This is a genomic window from Desulfoscipio sp. XC116 (assembly GCF_039851975.1).
Lineage (GTDB): Bacteria > Bacillota > Desulfotomaculia > Desulfotomaculales > Desulfallaceae > Sporotomaculum.
Map to the genome: position 1 here is coordinate 190,453 of NZ_CP156660.1, position 15,144 is coordinate 205,596.

The window sequence follows — 15,144 nt, forward strand, 5'->3', positions numbered from 1 at the left end:
GCGTGCCAGCCAAACGCAAGTGGAGAATATATCCTGATATTGTAAGTAGTTATTTAAACAGAATATGAGATATGTTAGGATTAAAGCCAACAAAATGAAATATGGCAGGCTCAGATTTTTACTGCGTAAGAATATGGATAGCGTAGCTTTATACAGCTTACTCAAACTAATCCTCCTCTACCAAAAGGCAGATTATAGGGGCATATCAAATACCCCTATAATCTGGCAACTAAAGTTATTAGTGATTTAATACTTGACCCTGACCGTGGCAGTCCGTGTAAGCATACTGGGGATTTAATTGCACTCTCCATAATTTCGTGCCCGACAAAGATGAACTTCCAGAAGCCTTGGAACCAATAGCCATCAATGATGTTTTTTCACTAATCCATTCAGTTCCACTGCTCCGCTGCAAATCAATATAAAGTTTATGTCCAGAACTCTCATAGTTCTCGCCTTTATACTTTGCGCCATTGCAAGATCCCCTCCCTAAGGATATAATTGACCATGAGGGTATGGGATTTGGTTGACCTCTCCAAGGTACTTTGGCGGTTGAAGAGGGTGATGCCACCGTACTCTCTTTTCTTTGTTACAACAAATTCCTTGTTTTTACCATACCATAATATCAACTGTCTTTCCATAGCTATGGTCTGAAAGGTGGACGCAATCCGAGGATGGCGATCGCCAAACTGAGCAATACGACGCTTTCGGGTATGGAATGAAATATTACGGCCGCCGGCGGCAGTTGATCCATTATTGAACACCTCCGTTCGGCAAAACTTTATTGTTTGAATCTCCTTTCGCCATGGATTACCGTAACAGGGGCGTTTTTTCCAGCAGAGATGGTCATAATATATAGCAATTACCGGTCAGGCGATTCCGTCAGTTTCCGGGCTTTTTTGCTTAACCGCAGCAGTTAGATCTTCTTCCAAAAGAAAGTAGGGTTTTTGGATTTATGTCAAATGTTTTATAATAAGCTTCTTTTAACTGTTATATGCCATTTTAATCTGAGAAAGGAGCTTCACATTATTTTATCAGCCCTTTATTTTAAACCGGTCCGGTAGTATAATTAGGTAGCGGCGCAAATTAAAGCAAAATAAAATACAGGAAGTCATTTGGGGTGCCGAAAGGCTGAGAGGCGGATGCCAACCCACTGAACCTGCTCTGGGTAATGCCAGCGAAGGGAAATGCAACTAAGTTATTTGTGGCACTCCGAGCAGGGGTGCTTTATTTTTTGCGGTTACAATAGTAAGAAGGAGTGAGACAGGATGATTGGCAAAGTCAATGATAATTTTTTTACCAAAGCGATTCTGCCGGAAACAGGCGCCTTAAGCCAGGAGGTGATAGTGGGGCCGCGCATGGGTGTTGACGCGGCTATTTTGAAAATAGGGGACCGGTTCATGGCCGTAGCCGAGGACCCTATCTTCCCCGGACCGACCACCTCGCCTGAGGATTTCGGCTGGATCACCGTACACATTGGGGCCAGTGACGTAGCGGTAACGGGTATTAAACCGCGGTTTATGACCTATTCCCTGCTTATCCCGCCTGAAACTTCCGAAGAGTACATAAGCCGCCTGGTGCGCAGCATTAGCGCAAGTGCCCGGGAGCTGGGGATTGCCATAGTGGGCGGGCATACCGGTTTTTACGGGGCGGTAACTGTCCCGACTATCGGTGGCATTACCGTGTGGGGAATGGGCCGGGAATATATAACACCCGCGGGAGCCCGGGTGGGTGACGCGGTGCTGATTACCAAAGGGGCTGCTATTGAAGCAGCCGCTTTATTGGGCAGCGAACTGGGGGGCAGCCTGCGGGAGGCGGGTGTGGCCGAAGAGCTGATTGAACGGGCCGCCGGCAGAATTAGAGAAATCACAGTAGTGGAAGATGCCCTTTTGGCTGCTGCCTGCGGGGGGGTGCATGCTATGCACGACGCGACGGAAGGCGGATTGGCCAGGGGGCTGTGGGAAGTAGCCCAGGCCTCCGGCGTGGGTTTGCGTATCCGTCGCCCGGCGGTAATACTGCCTGAAGATATAAAAGCTGTCTGCAGCCATTTTCAATTAAATCCTTTCGAGGTAATCAGCGAGGGAACCCTGGTGCTCACCGTGCATCCGGAGCGGGCCGAGGTTGTTTTAAACGCCTATCAAAGGGCCGGTCTGCCGGCCGCTGTAATTGGGGAGGTAGTGCCCCGTGAGGAAGGCTGTCGCTGGGTGGAAGCGAACGGCAGTGTGGAGGAATTATTGCCTCCGCCGGTGGATCGTTTCTGGGAAGTTTTCTTTGGCGCCCTGGCTCAGGCTTAGTTATTACGAACCCGTTCAGCTAAAGCTAAACATCGGGGCTGCAGATGGGGATTCCGCCTCGTCTGAAGTAAAAATAGGAACTCCCACTTATAGAAGTGAGAGTCTTGGCATTTGATCAGGATTTGATACTGCTGCAGACTGAAAACGGCGGGGCATTTTGAAGGATCTGAAAGAAATTCTTTCCTGCGTTCTGTGCCTCAAGAAAGGAATGTTTATATAAAGTGATTAAAGTTTTAACCATAGCGGGCTCCGATTCCTGCGGAGGGGCCGGTATACAAGCCGACCTGAAAACTTTCAGTGCTTTGGGCACTTACGGTATGAGTGTAATAACAGCGGTAACCGCTCAAAATACCCGGGGCGTATATAATGTCCGGGAGCTGGACCCGGAGATTGTCAGGGATCAAATAAACGCGGTTTTCGAGGACATCAAGGTAGATGCCGTTAAAATCGGTATGGTTTCCAATGCCGCCATTATTGCGGTTATTGCTGAATCTTTGCTTAGACACAAGGCCCAAAAAATTGTTTTGGACCCGGTAATGATCTCTAAAAGCGGCTGTAATCTTTTGCAGCCTCAAGCCCGGGATGCTTTAATAAAAGAGCTTTTACCCTTAGCCGAGGTGGTCACGCCCAATCTTTTGGAGGCGGAGACTATCATCGGGGAGAAAATATCAACTTTGCCCGCCATGGAGAAGGCCGCTGTGGCAATAAAATCGTTGGGTGCGAATAATGTGGCGGTTAAAGGCGGGCACCTGGAGGGCGACGCCGTTGATGTCCTGTATGACGGAAATACTTTCCGCCATTTTGCGAGCGGCAGAATACCCACTGCACATACCCATGGCACGGGCTGCACCTTTTCCTCGGCTATCGCGGCCTTTCTGGCTAAAGGACATCCGGTGGAGGAGGCTGTGGCCGGGGCCAAGGAATACATCAGCGGGGCTATAGCCCACGCCTTTCCACTGGGGCAAGGGGTGGGGCCGACCCATCATTTTTATCGGTTTTACAGTAATAGTGACGGGATCAACGGCGGAGGTGAAAGATAATGCCATGTGATTATAGTTTATACCTGGTTACCGACCGGGCTATTCTTGAAGGCCGGGATCTGTTCCAGGCGGTGGAATCCGCCTTGCGCGGGGGGGTAACCCTGGTACAGCTGAGAGAGAAGGAAATCTCCAGCCGTGATTTTTATCAAACTGCCCTGGCTCTAAAGGATCTCACCGTCAAATATAAAGTGCCGTTACTGATCAACGACCGGCTGGACATTGCTCTGGCTGTTGACGCCGACGGTATCCATATCGGTCGGGAGGACTTGCCTGTTCAGGTGGCCCGCCGCTTGCTGGGACCGCAAAAAATAATCGGTTATTCTGTTTCCGATATTGAAGAAGCCATATACGGGGCAAAGAACGGGGCTGATTACCTGGGAGCGGGTCCTGTTTATACTACCACAACCAAGGCGGTCACTGTCGAACCGCTGGGCATGGAAGGGCTGCGGAGTATCAAGGAGTCGGTGTCTATTCCCGTTGTGGGGATAGGCGGTATTAACTTGAACAATATAAGGGAAGTCAAAAAATCGGGCGCGGATGGCGTGTCTATTGTCTCGGGCATCCTGGGCAGCGGTGACCCGGCCCGTACCTCTAGGGAGCTTTGTGATGCTTGGCGAAAAGGATAATGAAAGGTGCAGCCGATGAAGAAGGTGTTCTTTGTTGACTTTGACGGGACCATTACCCAAACGGATACCTGCCAGGCTATGGTGGAGGCCTTTGCCGGCGATGGCTGGCAGCAAATAAACGAGTTGTGGGAGCAAAGGAAAATATCTACCGAGGAATGCGCCAACAGGACGTTTCAGCTCTTTCGCGCCACCTTGGATGATCTGCGCAAGCTGCTTAATACAATTAAGATTGACGAGGGCTTTGAGGCTTTCATTGATTTTTGCCGCCAAGAAGGCTATCCGGTTTATATATTAAGCGACGGCTACGACTTTTGCATTGAATACATACTAAAAAAGTATGGCTTTGAAATTCCTTATTATGCCAACCATCTGGTGTATGAGGAAGGGTTTCGTATCAGTTGCACCTACTATAACCGGGAGTGCGGTTTGTGTGGTACGTGTAAACGTTCCCTGCTGGAGCGTTTAGCCGAACCGGGCAGCCAGGTGATTTATGTGGGGGACGGCACCTCCGACACCTGCCCCGCCGCTCACAGCAATCTCGTATTCGCCAAGGGGCGGCTGCTTGAATACTGTCGGGCCGAGGGGATTTCCGCCGTACCCGTCACCAGTTTCACCGACGTACTTGAAAAGCTGAGTTAAAGGTAGAGAGTTTCCATAGCTTTAACAAATTGTCCCCATTCCGGATTTATCTTTTGTTCGTGTTGGGTTAGATAATATTGATACTTGTATAGCATTCTTAATGCTTTCTTATTACCTGTATTTGTTTTACAAAGATAAAAAATGATTTCATACATTTTAATGGCCTGGATATTATCAAGGCCCGTCGACCATTCTTCTGCCTTTTCGATTAGCTGGATAGCATTTGAATCATGTGCGGCAAAATATGGCAATCCCTTTACAGCTATATAAGCAAGCGTTTTAACTTCGCCACGGTCATCTTTGTTGTTAAGCAATGGGTCATATCTTGTTAAAGGATAGATCTTTGCTTCAATGGAATTTCTGATCACTTGTTCTTCAGGAGTTAGTCTTGAGTCTTTATGAATAATCAGGCGTGATGGTCTATCATTTATAATTGTCTGGATATAAGCTTGTTCTGATGGCATTACCAACTCATCATAAACAGTTTCGTGAATTGCTAAATTAGGGAACGCTTGGAATATTGGATCAAGCCATACCTGTTGAAAAAGAGGAAAATCAAAACCCCTTTTTGTATATTTGCTTCTGTCGGGAGGAATGAGAAAGTTGGCATCCAAAGTAATGGTTTGATCTGGATGTCTTAAAATACTTATAAGGGCTGGGTTTGGGGAGGTTAGATCAACGTTCATCTCTAACCTCCCCATTAAAGAATTCTTCAAATTCATTTGCATCTTCGTCAGAAACTTCGATATTATAACCATAATCATGGGGGTTTTTGTTGAAAAGGCTTAGGGTGTTTATGAATTTATCTTCATCTATAATGTTGTCCTCAAAGTTTCGTATAATCACTTCGATGTCTTTGGGTGAGGTGCCAATGTTATTGGTAGCGGTGTTAAGCTTTAAAAAAATTTCGTTGTTAATGGCTCTGCCCATGCGTCCGTATTCTTCATCCATATTACGCTCATTGATGGAATAGAGTTGTTCGTATTGTTGATTAGAAATAACATCAATTTCTTTTAATCTTCTGACTAGCGAACGATATGGGAGCCACCAAGTACATTGTAGTCTGGCGATGAAACGTAATAATGTCTTGATCTGTACTTTTTTAAGTGAAGAGTCTTTAAATTCGTTAAGAATAATGTGCTCTAATATGCTTTCAGGCAGTAAAAATTCCGCAGCAAATCGATTAGCCTCAGCTTCAGCCAACAAATTCTCCTCTTCGGCAACACGACTAAGATGTGACCCGGTTTTAGTATAAAAATGATAAAGTTCGTGAGCAACAGCAAAAACCTGCCTATCAAAATAGTCGGCGGTATTTAAGCCAATGAAAATCAGCTCTTCGTTACTTTCTTTAGAGTACATAAGAACAGCAGAAAAAGCTGGTTTTTCACCTTCTGATTTAATGGGGTATTCCAGTAACAAAATGTTCATGTTCTCAAGAATAGTAAATATTTGACTGGCAATCGGTGTGTCGCCTACAAAACCTAATGTACGTCTCTTTATTTCAGCAAGCCTTTTGATTCTGTTAATCTGCAGTTTATCAAGCGCGATTGGGGGTTGCATTTTTAAATTTGCTCCTTAATAATATTTGCTGCCTAAGAGTTAGCATCATTTTGAAAAGCTTCTCGACACCTTCTTTTTCATTTTCGCTTAATGCTTCGCTACGTAATGCAATAAAAGAGTTTGTCTCTTGCTTTTCAATGAACATATCAGTAATTTCAAAGTCAAGTGTGTTAGCTAAAGATTCAAATTGGGTAATAGACGGAATAAAATTTTCGCGTTCTATGCGACCTATCATAACTCTATTGATGCCGGTAAGATTACTTAATTGTTCTTGGGTTAACTTTTTTTCTTCGCGTTTTAATTTTACGGTTTCTGCAAGTTTTGCAGTCGATAATTTTCTCATTTTTAGGGCCTCCCTTCAGTACATAGTATGCCCTTTTTAAATTAGATGATACTAGAAATAACATCACAAGTCAATCGCGGGATGAATCAAGTCCAAAAATATGATAATGTAATTTTAAATAACATAAAAATGCACGGGGTAATATAGTAAATAAACTCTGCCTACACTTTACATGCCACTTAAGCTGTTAATTTACACGTTTACATCTTTAAAAAATATTTAAACTAAAAAAGCGGGTTCACTGGTTGTAAAATATACAAAGGCTTGAGGCCGAGGGCTTGCATTTCCGAACAAAATAAATTTCAGCCGAGGTGAGCATGAAAATGAATTATGAAAAATCTCAAAAACAAAAACAATTTAATGCCGCCAGTTACTATCTTTTACCGCATGAACTAAAGGAATTGCAAAGAAAATATGGCCGGCCGGGGGAGATAGCGCCGGGTCAACCGGCTCCCAGGAAGCGCAAGCGTTTGGATGACCGCTTATCCGAGATGGATCGTAAGGAGAAAAACTTTATTGATCTTAGTGAAATTGATTATGAAGGTCCGGTTGTCCATTAGTATTGTGTCAGACTTACATGTTGCTGACGCGGTATGCTTGCAACTGTCATTGCGAGCGCACGAGCGCAAGCGAAGCAATCCCAAACTGCGTAAAATGGCCCAACATGTTATTGCCACATCGCTTTGCTTTTCGCAATGACAGACTAAGCTGATTTTCATCTTCTGCTGGTGCCGTGCAAGTGGCATGGATGTCTTTTATAAAAAAACAGTCCGGTGGCTAAAAGGCTTCCGGACTGTTTTTATTTTCCGTCCAAAAATCTTTTGGATTATTTCCCACTTTACTTCCGTCATGCTTCTCAAACATTATTTTTGAATGGATTGTTAATATTCATCAGGATCATCCGGGGTAAGTTTTCTCTCCATTCTTGGAGTGGATTCTACTTTATTGTCTTTATGTGGAATTTCTGTAATATATCGTTGTGGAACAGCACATGTAATTGTTTTAAACTTATGTCCAGTTGAGGTGTGACCTTGAAACATATAATGGGGAATAACGTATTTTTGTTCATACCCTAGAGGTTTGTTAAGATATATTAATTCAATATTTTCTATTTCACCAGTTGCTTCATATACGTTTTCAAGAAAAACAGTGGCATTACCTTTTTCTATTTGCTTTATCGCCTGTTGAGGTGAAATTAAAGGATAATCCTCAAATTCTTCAACATCGCGCCAAACTGAGGCGGCTCCAATAACTTTACCATGATCACCAAAGTAAACAGATATCTTTGGACCGACGCCGGTCCAAGTATAATTGTTAAGATTTCTAGAAAACATGACTTCTACCATAAAAGGTTTTGTTACTTCTTTGCCGTAAACTTTCGAGGTGACTGTATGCTCGTTTATACTTTTAAAAAAGGCCTCTTCTTTAAATAATCCTTTTTCCTGCAGGAAATTTTTAGCCAGATTAACGTATTCTTTATTATTTAAAATACTTATTGGATCTGTGTTCATTGTAAAGTCCTGCGTCATATAAGAAAAAGAGCCTGTGGAACGATCTACAATATAATCTCCATCTGCAGAAAAAACTCTAAAATCTATGTTGCGTTCTTCAACATTACTATTAATTTTTAGTTTATTTGCTGTTTCTCTTATGTCCGCTAATTGAAGCTCAGGATTAATTACTTTGTATACTTTCATTGATTGGGGCATTTGAGGAGGATTTGTCTTTAAGGTTAATTCGGCTAGCTTTCCATTAGATCCGGTTTTGTCTAATGCGATAGATTCTAGTTTAGGCAAATCGTTTGTCGCGTGTAGGTTATTAAGCTTTACAGTACCAAAACATAAAATTAAAAACGCGATTAATAATGTAAAGAAAACTAATTTGTTTTTCTTCATGAAAAGATTGCCCTCCTTAATTCACCTTATTAATTACCAGTTTAGATCATAGTCCCAATGTTCGTAACTTTCAGGATCTGAAGTATATGGTTTAGGATCGCGAGAAACGTCGCCGGATTCCCATAAATAGTCATTTCTTGAAGCCAAGGCGCCAAATATTCTTGCTGTGTTTTCCCATTCTCAATCATCAGAATTGCTGCAAGGTCCATTAATTATCCCTCAACTGCATCATCAGCACATGATAAGCTCCATAAATCTGTGTTATGTTCATCATTGTAATTATTATATCTAGTTACTGCCTCAATTCCTACTTCATAAAGCTTGAAATATTACCCGCGACCGAAGAAGTAGGGAAAATGGCAAAGGAATATCAAACTGTGCTTGGTATTCCAAAAAAATCAGCATTGGATGCTGTGCATATTGCTATATAATTTGGGTTATCTTCTAACCTGGAATTGCAGGCATCTGGCTCATGGAGAAGAAATGCAAACATTATTTGAATGGATATAGTGATCGTTTATGTGGCGAGAAGGAAAATTGATTTCAGCAATTTTCCTGTTTATAATGGAATCATGGAAATATGTATTATGGCAAAGATCTGGCTGAGCGCCCAGCTTCTTATGCTATTTCAATTGTTTGGTAGATACTGTCTAAAGTCCGGGTTAATTGCTAAGCAAGCCTCTGGGTTTCCAGGGGTTTTGCTTTTAAAGGAGGTCGCCTAATGCAGGGATGTATTTTTTGTGGAAAACCGGAAACCGAAATAATTGCGGAAAATAAGTTGGCGCTAGCTTTCTTTGATAAATATCCGGTTAATAAGGGACACGTGCTTGTTGTGCCCAAACGTCACGTAGAGACGTTCTTTGATGCTGACTGGCAGGAAATTATGGATATAAATAAGCTAATTTTTGAAGTTAAGGATATATTGCAAATTAGATTTAATCCCGCTGGTTTTAATATCGGAGTCAATGTCGGCCGGTCTGCCGGTCAGACAATTTTTCATTTGCATTACCACATTATACCGCGCTATGAGGGTGACGTGGAGGACCCGAGGGGCGGCATTAGAAGAATTAAAAAAAGCATTGTGCCATATCTTGAGGAAGGGGAATTGCCCAATAATTTCTTTAAACGATATTGACAGCCTGGTTTAAACGATAGTATGCTGATCATGCGGTCTAACGGTGTTAGACCAAAGAGGTGATTATTTTGGAAAATTATAAACTGGGCGCTATGGAAACAAAATTTGCCGAACTGATGTGGGAGCACGAGCCTATCACATCGGGCCAGTTGGTTAAGCTCTGCGCAAAAGAGTTTAGTTGGAAAAAGTCGACTACTTATACAATGCTGAGGCGTATATGCCAACGAAAGATATTTCAAAATAAAGACGGCGTCGTTTCTTCGATCATAACCAGGCCGGAATTTCAGGCCTTGCAAAGCGAGCAATTTGTCAAAGAAACTTTTGGCGGGTCGCTCCCCCTTTTTTTAGCGGCGTTTACGACGCGTAAAAAAATGAGCGATAATGAGATTAACCAGCTGCAAAAGTTAATCAATCGGCATAAGGGGTGAGGAAATGGACGCTCTATTTATACAAGTTTTGAATATGAGCTTGACGGCAGGCTATGCAGTGCTTTTTGTTCTGGTTGCCAGGCTGTTTTTGAAAAAAACTCCGAAAATATTTTCTTACGCGTTGTGGAGCGTCGTTCTGTTCCGGCTGGTCTGTCCGTTTTCTTTTGAGAGTTTGTTCAGCCTGCTTTTTATAAACGCCAATCCGATACCCGCCCATATTATGTATGCGGAGGCTCCGCAAATCAATACGGGCATAAATCTTGTGGATAACGCGGCCAATCCGATTTTGTCAACACAAACAGCCCTGCCGGGCGCTAGTGTCAACCCCATGCAAATATGGGCCTTTGCGGGCGGTATGATCTGGCTGGCGGGGATTGCCGTATTGCTGATTTACAGTCTGATATCTCTTCTCCGCTTGCGTTCCAAACTGGTCGGCGCGGTGAAATTGCGCGGCAATATTTACCTGGCCGATCATATTGCGTCCCCTTTTGTAATGGGTATGATACGCCCGAAAATCTATTTGCCGTCCATGCTTTCGGAACGGGAGCAGGGTTATATCGTTTTGCATGAACAGACGCATATCGGACGCTTTGACCATATTATAAAAATTGTCGCGTTTCTTGTCCTCACCGTTCATTGGTTTAACCCCCTGGTTTGGCTGGCGTTTATCCTGTGTGTGAAGGACATGGAAATGTCCTGTGACGAAAGCGTGATCAAGCATATGGATACGGACATACGCAAAGAATACTCCGCATCTTTATTGAGCCTGGCCACGGGCGGAAAAATTGTCGCCGGGATGCCGCTGGCCTTTGGTGAGGGCGATGTGAAAAGCAGGATAAAGAATGTGTTGAATTATAAGAAATCCGCCTTTTGGATAATTGTTGCGGCATTGGTTGTGGTATTGGCGGTCGGTGCGGGGCTGGCAACCAATCCTCGAGACAACAGCCGACCTCGGGAAAGTACTGCCGCGGGCCTCCTAAAGTACAGGACCGAGTATGTTGGGAACAACTCAAAGGTTGGTGGCATCATTAACGCACTCGAATATCCCGATAAAGTAAAATACAACTCCTTTGAGCTGCAGACTGACGGTGCTCCGCTAATGATCACCATTAACTTTGACACCGATGCGGAAAGGCGGGATTTTCATACAGGCGCTCTTAATGCAGACCCGTTCCGCAAAAACGCTATAATAATGTTTGCGCTGATACACAATGTTGAATGTATTACGTTTGTGCTTGACGACGGGGTCAATCCCTACTCAATACAGTTTACTCGTGATGCTGCCGATATGTTCGCCGACGGTGACGTATGGTCCTACTCGGAGTCGCCGGAACAATTTGAAAGGCTCATAAAAATGCTGGAGCCGATGAAAAAAAGTGCTAATTTGAAGAAACTAAAGTAGCCCGTGCACAGGTCATACCGCCACCGGCAGTGGTTTTAAGCTAGATTAATGCAAACATCATTTTTGAATAGATATAGTGATCGTTTATGTGACGAGCAGAAAAATTGATTTTGCTCATTTTCTTGGTTATAATGAAATCAAAGAAATATGCATGATTGCAAAAATTTGAACATATACTGTAAGGAGATATGAAAATGGCGACTAACTCAGTTAGGAGAAGTTCAGTGGAACGTAAGATTATTAGTATTTCCGGTAAAAGGCAGGTGACAATACCGCAAAAATATTATGAGGCGTTGGGTTTCAGTAATGAAGCTGAATGCATTTTACAAAACAATGCTATTGTTATACGTCCTATTAACGAAAACACAGGAAGTGAGTTCGCCGAGCAAATTCTTGCAGATTTAATTGCTCAAGGGTTGACGGGCCAGGAACTTCTCGCCAAGTTTAAGGAAATGAATAAAAACATTGCTTCCGCTATGGATAAACTAATCAGTGAGGCAGACAGCATTGCAAAGGGTGAGAAAAAAGGTCTAAAAATGGCTGATATTTTTGAAGCGGAGGACAGGTAAGGTGTATGAAATCCGTTTCACGGGAGCCGCCGGGAGATACTTGAAAAAGGTCAAAGAAAAAGACCTGAAAAAAGCATTCCAAAGCGCTCTTAATGAAATAAGCAGTGACCCGTACATTGGAGAATTAAAAACAGGTGATTTGGCCGGGGTATATTGTTATAATATTTGCTACAGCAAAACCAATTATGAGCTTGCTTATAAAATTTATGGAGAAGATGGGCAAATGGTAGTTGTGATTTTGGCTGGGACAAGGGAAAATTTTTATAATAAATTAAAGCGATATATGAAGTAGCTGATACTTAAGTAATCACCAAGATTTAAGTAAATTCGTGCTAAGATATGTAAAGAGATGTTTCCTAACGTTCATTTTTAAGGAACATTTAGAGGCCGTTACAAAGACGGAATACACAAAGTTGTTCTATAGACAGTAGTTCTTATGCTTTATGCAGTAAAAATTACCCCTGTTGAAATAAATGAATTTATATGTTATCCTTAATTAAACAAAACGTTCGGTATGATTAGGGGTATTCTTTTGAATAGACGCCGCTTTGAAAGTGAACAAACAAAAGAGCGAATCGCAGCTCAGGCCAAAGAACTATTTGCGCAAAAAGGTTATGCCGCTACCTCTATTGACGATCTTTGTAAAGCAACAGGCAGCAGCAAAGGCAGTATCTATTACCATTTTAAAAGTAAAGACCATCTTTTTCTGTACCTTGTTGAGCAGGGCATCTTGGAATGGGCCGCGGATTGGAAAGCTATTGCCGCTGATTATAAAACTTGTGCCGACAAGCTGTATGGCCATTTCACTCATTTTATTAAACATTTTCAGACTTATCCCTTACTGAAAGCTCAACATGAATTTATGGCGGCGCAAGAAGCCGATCCGGAAATTCTTAACCGGATAAGTGAAGTATCCGACCTGGTCTATGAAACCGTAGACGACTTACTGGAAGAAGGGATGCAAAAAGGAGAATTTAAAAAAGAAAAAACCAGGGACCTTACTTTAATCTTGGTTGGTATACTAAACGGCATAAGCAATCATTTTGGAACTATGGAAGATAGTGAACTGAAATCTCTTTATCAAAAGGGAATTTCAGTTTTTCTCACGGGAATTAAAAGTTAGCTTTTCTTTTGCCCCTTATTATACCGAACGTTCGGATTGCGGGAGGATTGAAATGCAAACAGTCTATCTTATTCTAGCGATTATTAATGTTCTGCTATGGACATGGTTAGCCTTTCAATTGTTTGCCGGGTTAAAAAAGATGACTATCCTGAGCAGCGGACAAAAATTGATTTCCAAACAGGAACCCGCCTCTTCACTGCCTTCGGTTTCCATCATTGTTGCGGCATGTAATGAAGAGGATGCCATCGGAAGCGCCGTAGAATCACTCATGGGGCAAAATTACCGAAATTATGAAGTGATCGTTGTCAATGACCGTTCAACCGATAATACAGGAAATATTTTAGATGACCTAAGAGCCCGATATTCCAACTTAAAAATCTTGCACATCAAAGACCTGCCTTCCGGGTGGTTGGGAAAGAATCATGCTCTTTATTCGGGAGCCATGCAAGCCCATGGTGATTGGTTATTATTTACGGACGGAGATATTATCTATTCTTCTTCATGTCTGCAACAAGCCGTTGAGTATGCTCTGAGCAAGAAATTAGATCATTTAACGCTTATTCCGAGATTTACGGGTAAAAATCTTTTGAGTCGAGCTATGGCATCCCATATTTTTCTGCTTATCGTAACTATGGGACGCCCCTGGAGGGCCTCGATGCCGGACACTCCGGAATATACAGGACTCGGGGCATTTAATCTCCTTAAACGATCGACATACATGGACATTGGAACTCATCAAGCGATTTCTTTACGGCCTGATGATGATGCTAAATTGGGGAAACTCGTGAAGAAAAATGGGTTTAGGCAAGAAATGGCTTTTGGCAAGGAATTAATCCAAATTGAATGGTATCAAAATCTAAGACAGGTCATCAAGGGATTTGAAAAAAATTGTCTTTGCATGTCTGAATACCGGCCACTATTAGCAATATTATCATATCCTTTTGGTTTTATTATCAATATATTTCCATTTGTCGGCTTGTTTTCGGGAAATCTCTTCACAAGATTAAGTTGTCTTTGGGTTGTGCTTGTAATCTTTGCTATGTACAGGGCTTTTTCGAAATACTCCGCTAATCCCACTTGGCATGCTTTCTTCCATCCGATAGAAGGATTAATAAGCATGTATGCTTCCGGCATCGCATTGTTTAAAACCTTAAAAACCGGTAGCGTTACATGGCGGGGTACCGAATATCCAGTGGAAATTCTAAAACGGAATGTTGTCTAGATTCGGGTCCGTTCATCGCGTACATTTTCTCCGTGACTGAACTGTACTCGTAGTCTTGATTAATAGCTTAACTTCTGTCAGATAACCAAAGTGTAAAAGAATCCAAAGGCATATAATATAAGAGAAATCTAACCAGATATTCTATTCGTTATACTTCTGTAAATAGCAAAACCAGCTTCACTTTGTATGAAAATAAAGATATAATTATATCAAGAAAATGCTATGGGGGGTGTGAAACTATGATAATAAAACCATCAGCAGCATTGAGAAATGATTACTCTACGATATCAAATCTCGCAAAGGAAACAAAAGAGCCTATATATATTACAAAGAATGGCGAGGGGGATTTGGTTCTTATGAGTATTGATGCCTTTGAAAAGAGGGAACAGATTTTACAGCTTCGTGCGCAAGTTCTGCGTGCAGAGCAGGAAAGAATTAGTGGAGCGGAAACCCTCAGTATTCCAGAGGCAAGAAGAAAACTTAGAGAGCGGGCAAATGAAGTTTAAAATTGAAATTCTACCTTCCGCCTGGGAGGATTTAAAAAGGATTGAGGATTATTATTTGATACAGTTTGATTTCCAAACTGCAATTAAGGTAAGCGAGCATATCCTGAGTAGTATGGAACGGTTGGAGAATTTCCCGGATTCGGGTGCTATGACGCCGGATACTTGGCTGAATGAACAAGGCTATCGTAAGATTAAGGATGTGATTTACATCTGCCATATTGCTGATACAAGGACAGAATACACAAAGTTATTTTATTGACAGCAGCTCCTATGCTTTATGGGCTGTAGTTTTGGATAGGTTGAGAGAAGCTGCGTTAAATGCACGAATCTTTATCGAGTATTGTAACCGTCCAGTGGAACAAATT

Annotated in this window: 18 protein-coding genes and 1 riboswitch; of the genes, 14 read left to right on the plus strand and 4 right to left on the minus strand. The window is 42.5% G+C overall.

All coding sequences use genetic code 11. From position 1 onward, the window contains the following. The first annotated feature begins 1,103 nt into the window (after positions 1-1,103). A riboswitch (TPP riboswitch) is annotated at positions 1,104-1,200 on the plus strand. Between the two features lie 65 nt (positions 1,201-1,265). The 4 genes from ABDB91_RS00925 to ABDB91_RS00940 all read left to right on the plus strand — a co-directional run bounded on the left by ABDB91_RS00925 (position 1,266) and on the right by ABDB91_RS00940 (position 4,596). Continuing rightward, positions 1,266-2,291: an AIR synthase family protein gene (locus tag ABDB91_RS00925; protein ID WP_347489749.1), complete on the plus strand. Its 1,026-nt coding sequence runs from the start codon at positions 1,266-1,268 to the stop codon at positions 2,289-2,291. A gap of 221 nt (positions 2,292-2,512) precedes the next feature. Next, complete coding sequence (thiD, locus tag ABDB91_RS00930; RefSeq protein WP_347489750.1) at positions 2,513-3,331, plus strand: bifunctional hydroxymethylpyrimidine kinase/phosphomethylpyrimidine kinase; 819 nt, start codon at positions 2,513-2,515, stop codon at positions 3,329-3,331. Next, positions 3,331-3,957: a thiamine phosphate synthase gene (thiE, locus tag ABDB91_RS00935; RefSeq protein ID WP_347489752.1), complete on the plus strand. Its 627-nt coding sequence runs from the start codon at positions 3,331-3,333 to the stop codon at positions 3,955-3,957. Before thiD ends, thiE begins: the two co-directional genes overlap by 1 nt. A 15-nt stretch (positions 3,958-3,972) precedes the next feature. Beyond that, positions 3,973-4,596, plus strand: coding sequence for an MtnX-like HAD-IB family phosphatase (locus tag ABDB91_RS00940; RefSeq protein WP_347489753.1), 624 nt, complete (start codon positions 3,973-3,975; stop codon positions 4,594-4,596). On the opposite strand, the gene ABDB91_RS00945 is transcribed toward ABDB91_RS00940, so the two are convergent. From ABDB91_RS00945 to ABDB91_RS00955, 3 genes are read right to left on the minus strand one after another with little or no spacing between them, the layout of a single operon-like run. Continuing rightward, complete coding sequence (locus tag ABDB91_RS00945; protein WP_347489754.1) at positions 4,593-5,282, minus strand: hypothetical protein; 690 nt, start codon at positions 5,280-5,282, stop codon at positions 4,593-4,595. The two genes, ABDB91_RS00940 and ABDB91_RS00945, sit on opposite strands and share 4 nt — an antisense overlap. Continuing rightward, the gene (locus ABDB91_RS00950; protein WP_347489755.1) at positions 5,272-6,156 is read right to left on the minus strand and encodes an ImmA/IrrE family metallo-endopeptidase; all 885 of its coding nucleotides are present in this window, start codon (positions 6,154-6,156) and stop codon (positions 5,272-5,274) included. Before ABDB91_RS00950 ends, ABDB91_RS00945 begins: the two co-directional genes overlap by 11 nt. Continuing rightward, positions 6,134-6,499 carry a helix-turn-helix transcriptional regulator gene (locus tag ABDB91_RS00955; protein ID WP_347489756.1) on the minus strand — a complete coding sequence of 122 codons (366 nt, stop codon included), beginning with the start codon at positions 6,497-6,499 and terminating at the stop codon, positions 6,134-6,136. The genes ABDB91_RS00950 and ABDB91_RS00955 overlap by 23 nt, the downstream gene beginning before the upstream one ends. Before the next feature lie 323 nt (positions 6,500-6,822). On the opposite strand from ABDB91_RS00955, the gene ABDB91_RS00960 reads away from it, so the two are divergent. Beyond that, entirely contained in the window at positions 6,823-7,059 is a 237-nt protein-coding gene (locus ABDB91_RS00960; protein WP_347489757.1) for a hypothetical protein, read from the plus strand. Between the two features lie 321 nt (positions 7,060-7,380). Here the strand turns inward: ABDB91_RS00960 and ABDB91_RS00965 are convergent, their stop codons facing one another. After that, entirely contained in the window at positions 7,381-8,394 is a 1,014-nt protein-coding gene (locus ABDB91_RS00965; RefSeq protein WP_347489758.1) for a hypothetical protein, read from the minus strand. Between the two features lie 721 nt (positions 8,395-9,115). On the opposite strand from ABDB91_RS00965, the gene ABDB91_RS00970 reads away from it, so the two are divergent. The 9 genes from ABDB91_RS00970 to ABDB91_RS01010 all read left to right on the plus strand — a co-directional run bounded on the left by ABDB91_RS00970 (position 9,116) and on the right by ABDB91_RS01010 (position 15,038). After that, positions 9,116-9,529 (plus strand): HIT family protein, encoded by a 414-nt coding sequence (locus ABDB91_RS00970; RefSeq protein ID WP_347489759.1) that lies wholly within the window; start codon positions 9,116-9,118, stop codon positions 9,527-9,529. 68 nt (positions 9,530-9,597) lie between these two features. After that, the gene (locus tag ABDB91_RS00975) at positions 9,598-9,957 is read left to right on the plus strand and encodes a BlaI/MecI/CopY family transcriptional regulator (protein ID WP_347489760.1); all 360 of its coding nucleotides are present in this window, start codon (positions 9,598-9,600) and stop codon (positions 9,955-9,957) included. Positions 9,958-9,961: 4 nt separating this feature from the next. Beyond that, the gene (locus ABDB91_RS00980) at positions 9,962-11,359 is read left to right on the plus strand and encodes a M56 family metallopeptidase (RefSeq protein WP_347489761.1); all 1,398 of its coding nucleotides are present in this window, start codon (positions 9,962-9,964) and stop codon (positions 11,357-11,359) included. Positions 11,360-11,553: 194 nt separating this feature from the next. Further along, on the plus strand, positions 11,554-11,928 hold the full coding sequence (locus ABDB91_RS00985; RefSeq protein WP_347489762.1) for an AbrB/MazE/SpoVT family DNA-binding domain-containing protein: 375 nt from the start codon (positions 11,554-11,556) through the stop codon (positions 11,926-11,928). A gap of 1 nt (position 11,929) precedes the next feature. Further along, positions 11,930-12,220 carry a type II toxin-antitoxin system RelE/ParE family toxin gene (locus tag ABDB91_RS00990; protein WP_347489763.1) on the plus strand — a complete coding sequence of 97 codons (291 nt, stop codon included), beginning with the start codon at positions 11,930-11,932 and terminating at the stop codon, positions 12,218-12,220. Positions 12,221-12,460: 240 nt separating this feature from the next. After that, positions 12,461-13,051 (plus strand): TetR/AcrR family transcriptional regulator, encoded by a 591-nt coding sequence (locus tag ABDB91_RS00995; protein WP_347489764.1) that lies wholly within the window; start codon positions 12,461-12,463, stop codon positions 13,049-13,051. Positions 13,052-13,103: 52 nt separating this feature from the next. Next, positions 13,104-14,273, plus strand: coding sequence for a glycosyltransferase (locus tag ABDB91_RS01000; protein ID WP_347489765.1), 1,170 nt, complete (start codon positions 13,104-13,106; stop codon positions 14,271-14,273). 239 nt (positions 14,274-14,512) lie between these two features. Beyond that, positions 14,513-14,779 (plus strand): type II toxin-antitoxin system Phd/YefM family antitoxin, encoded by a 267-nt coding sequence (locus ABDB91_RS01005; RefSeq protein WP_347489766.1) that lies wholly within the window; start codon positions 14,513-14,515, stop codon positions 14,777-14,779. After that, a complete protein-coding gene (locus tag ABDB91_RS01010) occupies positions 14,769-15,038 on the plus strand; it encodes a type II toxin-antitoxin system RelE/ParE family toxin (protein ID WP_347489767.1) in 270 nt (89 codons plus the stop codon). Before ABDB91_RS01005 ends, ABDB91_RS01010 begins: the two co-directional genes overlap by 11 nt. The last annotated feature ends 106 nt before the right edge of the window (positions 15,039-15,144 follow it).

Coding starts and splice junctions, on each gene's coding strand:
- ABDB91_RS00985 (WP_347489762.1), top strand. CDS start 11,554: ATGGCGACTAACTCAGTTAGGAGAAGTTCAGTGGAACGTAAGATTATT.
- ABDB91_RS00925 (WP_347489749.1), top strand. CDS start 1,266: ATGATTGGCAAAGTCAATGATAATTTTTTTACCAAAGCGATTCTGCCG.
- ABDB91_RS00965 (WP_347489758.1), bottom strand. CDS start 8,394: ATGAAGAAAAACAAATTAGTTTTCTTTACATTATTAATCGCGTTTTTA.
- ABDB91_RS00970 (WP_347489759.1), top strand. CDS start 9,116: ATGCAGGGATGTATTTTTTGTGGAAAACCGGAAACCGAAATAATTGCG.
- ABDB91_RS00960 (WP_347489757.1), top strand. CDS start 6,823: ATGAATTATGAAAAATCTCAAAAACAAAAACAATTTAATGCCGCCAGT.
- ABDB91_RS00945 (WP_347489754.1), bottom strand. CDS start 5,282: ATGAACGTTGATCTAACCTCCCCAAACCCAGCCCTTATAAGTATTTTA.
- ABDB91_RS00980 (WP_347489761.1), top strand. CDS start 9,962: ATGGACGCTCTATTTATACAAGTTTTGAATATGAGCTTGACGGCAGGC.
- ABDB91_RS00950 (WP_347489755.1), bottom strand. CDS start 6,156: ATGCAACCCCCAATCGCGCTTGATAAACTGCAGATTAACAGAATCAAA.
- ABDB91_RS01010 (WP_347489767.1), top strand. CDS start 14,769: ATGAAGTTTAAAATTGAAATTCTACCTTCCGCCTGGGAGGATTTAAAA.
- ABDB91_RS00955 (WP_347489756.1), bottom strand. CDS start 6,499: ATGAGAAAATTATCGACTGCAAAACTTGCAGAAACCGTAAAATTAAAA.
- ABDB91_RS00940 (WP_347489753.1), top strand. CDS start 3,973: ATGAAGAAGGTGTTCTTTGTTGACTTTGACGGGACCATTACCCAAACG.
- ABDB91_RS01000 (WP_347489765.1), top strand. CDS start 13,104: ATGCAAACAGTCTATCTTATTCTAGCGATTATTAATGTTCTGCTATGG.
- ABDB91_RS01005 (WP_347489766.1), top strand. CDS start 14,513: ATGATAATAAAACCATCAGCAGCATTGAGAAATGATTACTCTACGATA.
- thiE (WP_347489752.1), top strand. CDS start 3,331: ATGCCATGTGATTATAGTTTATACCTGGTTACCGACCGGGCTATTCTT.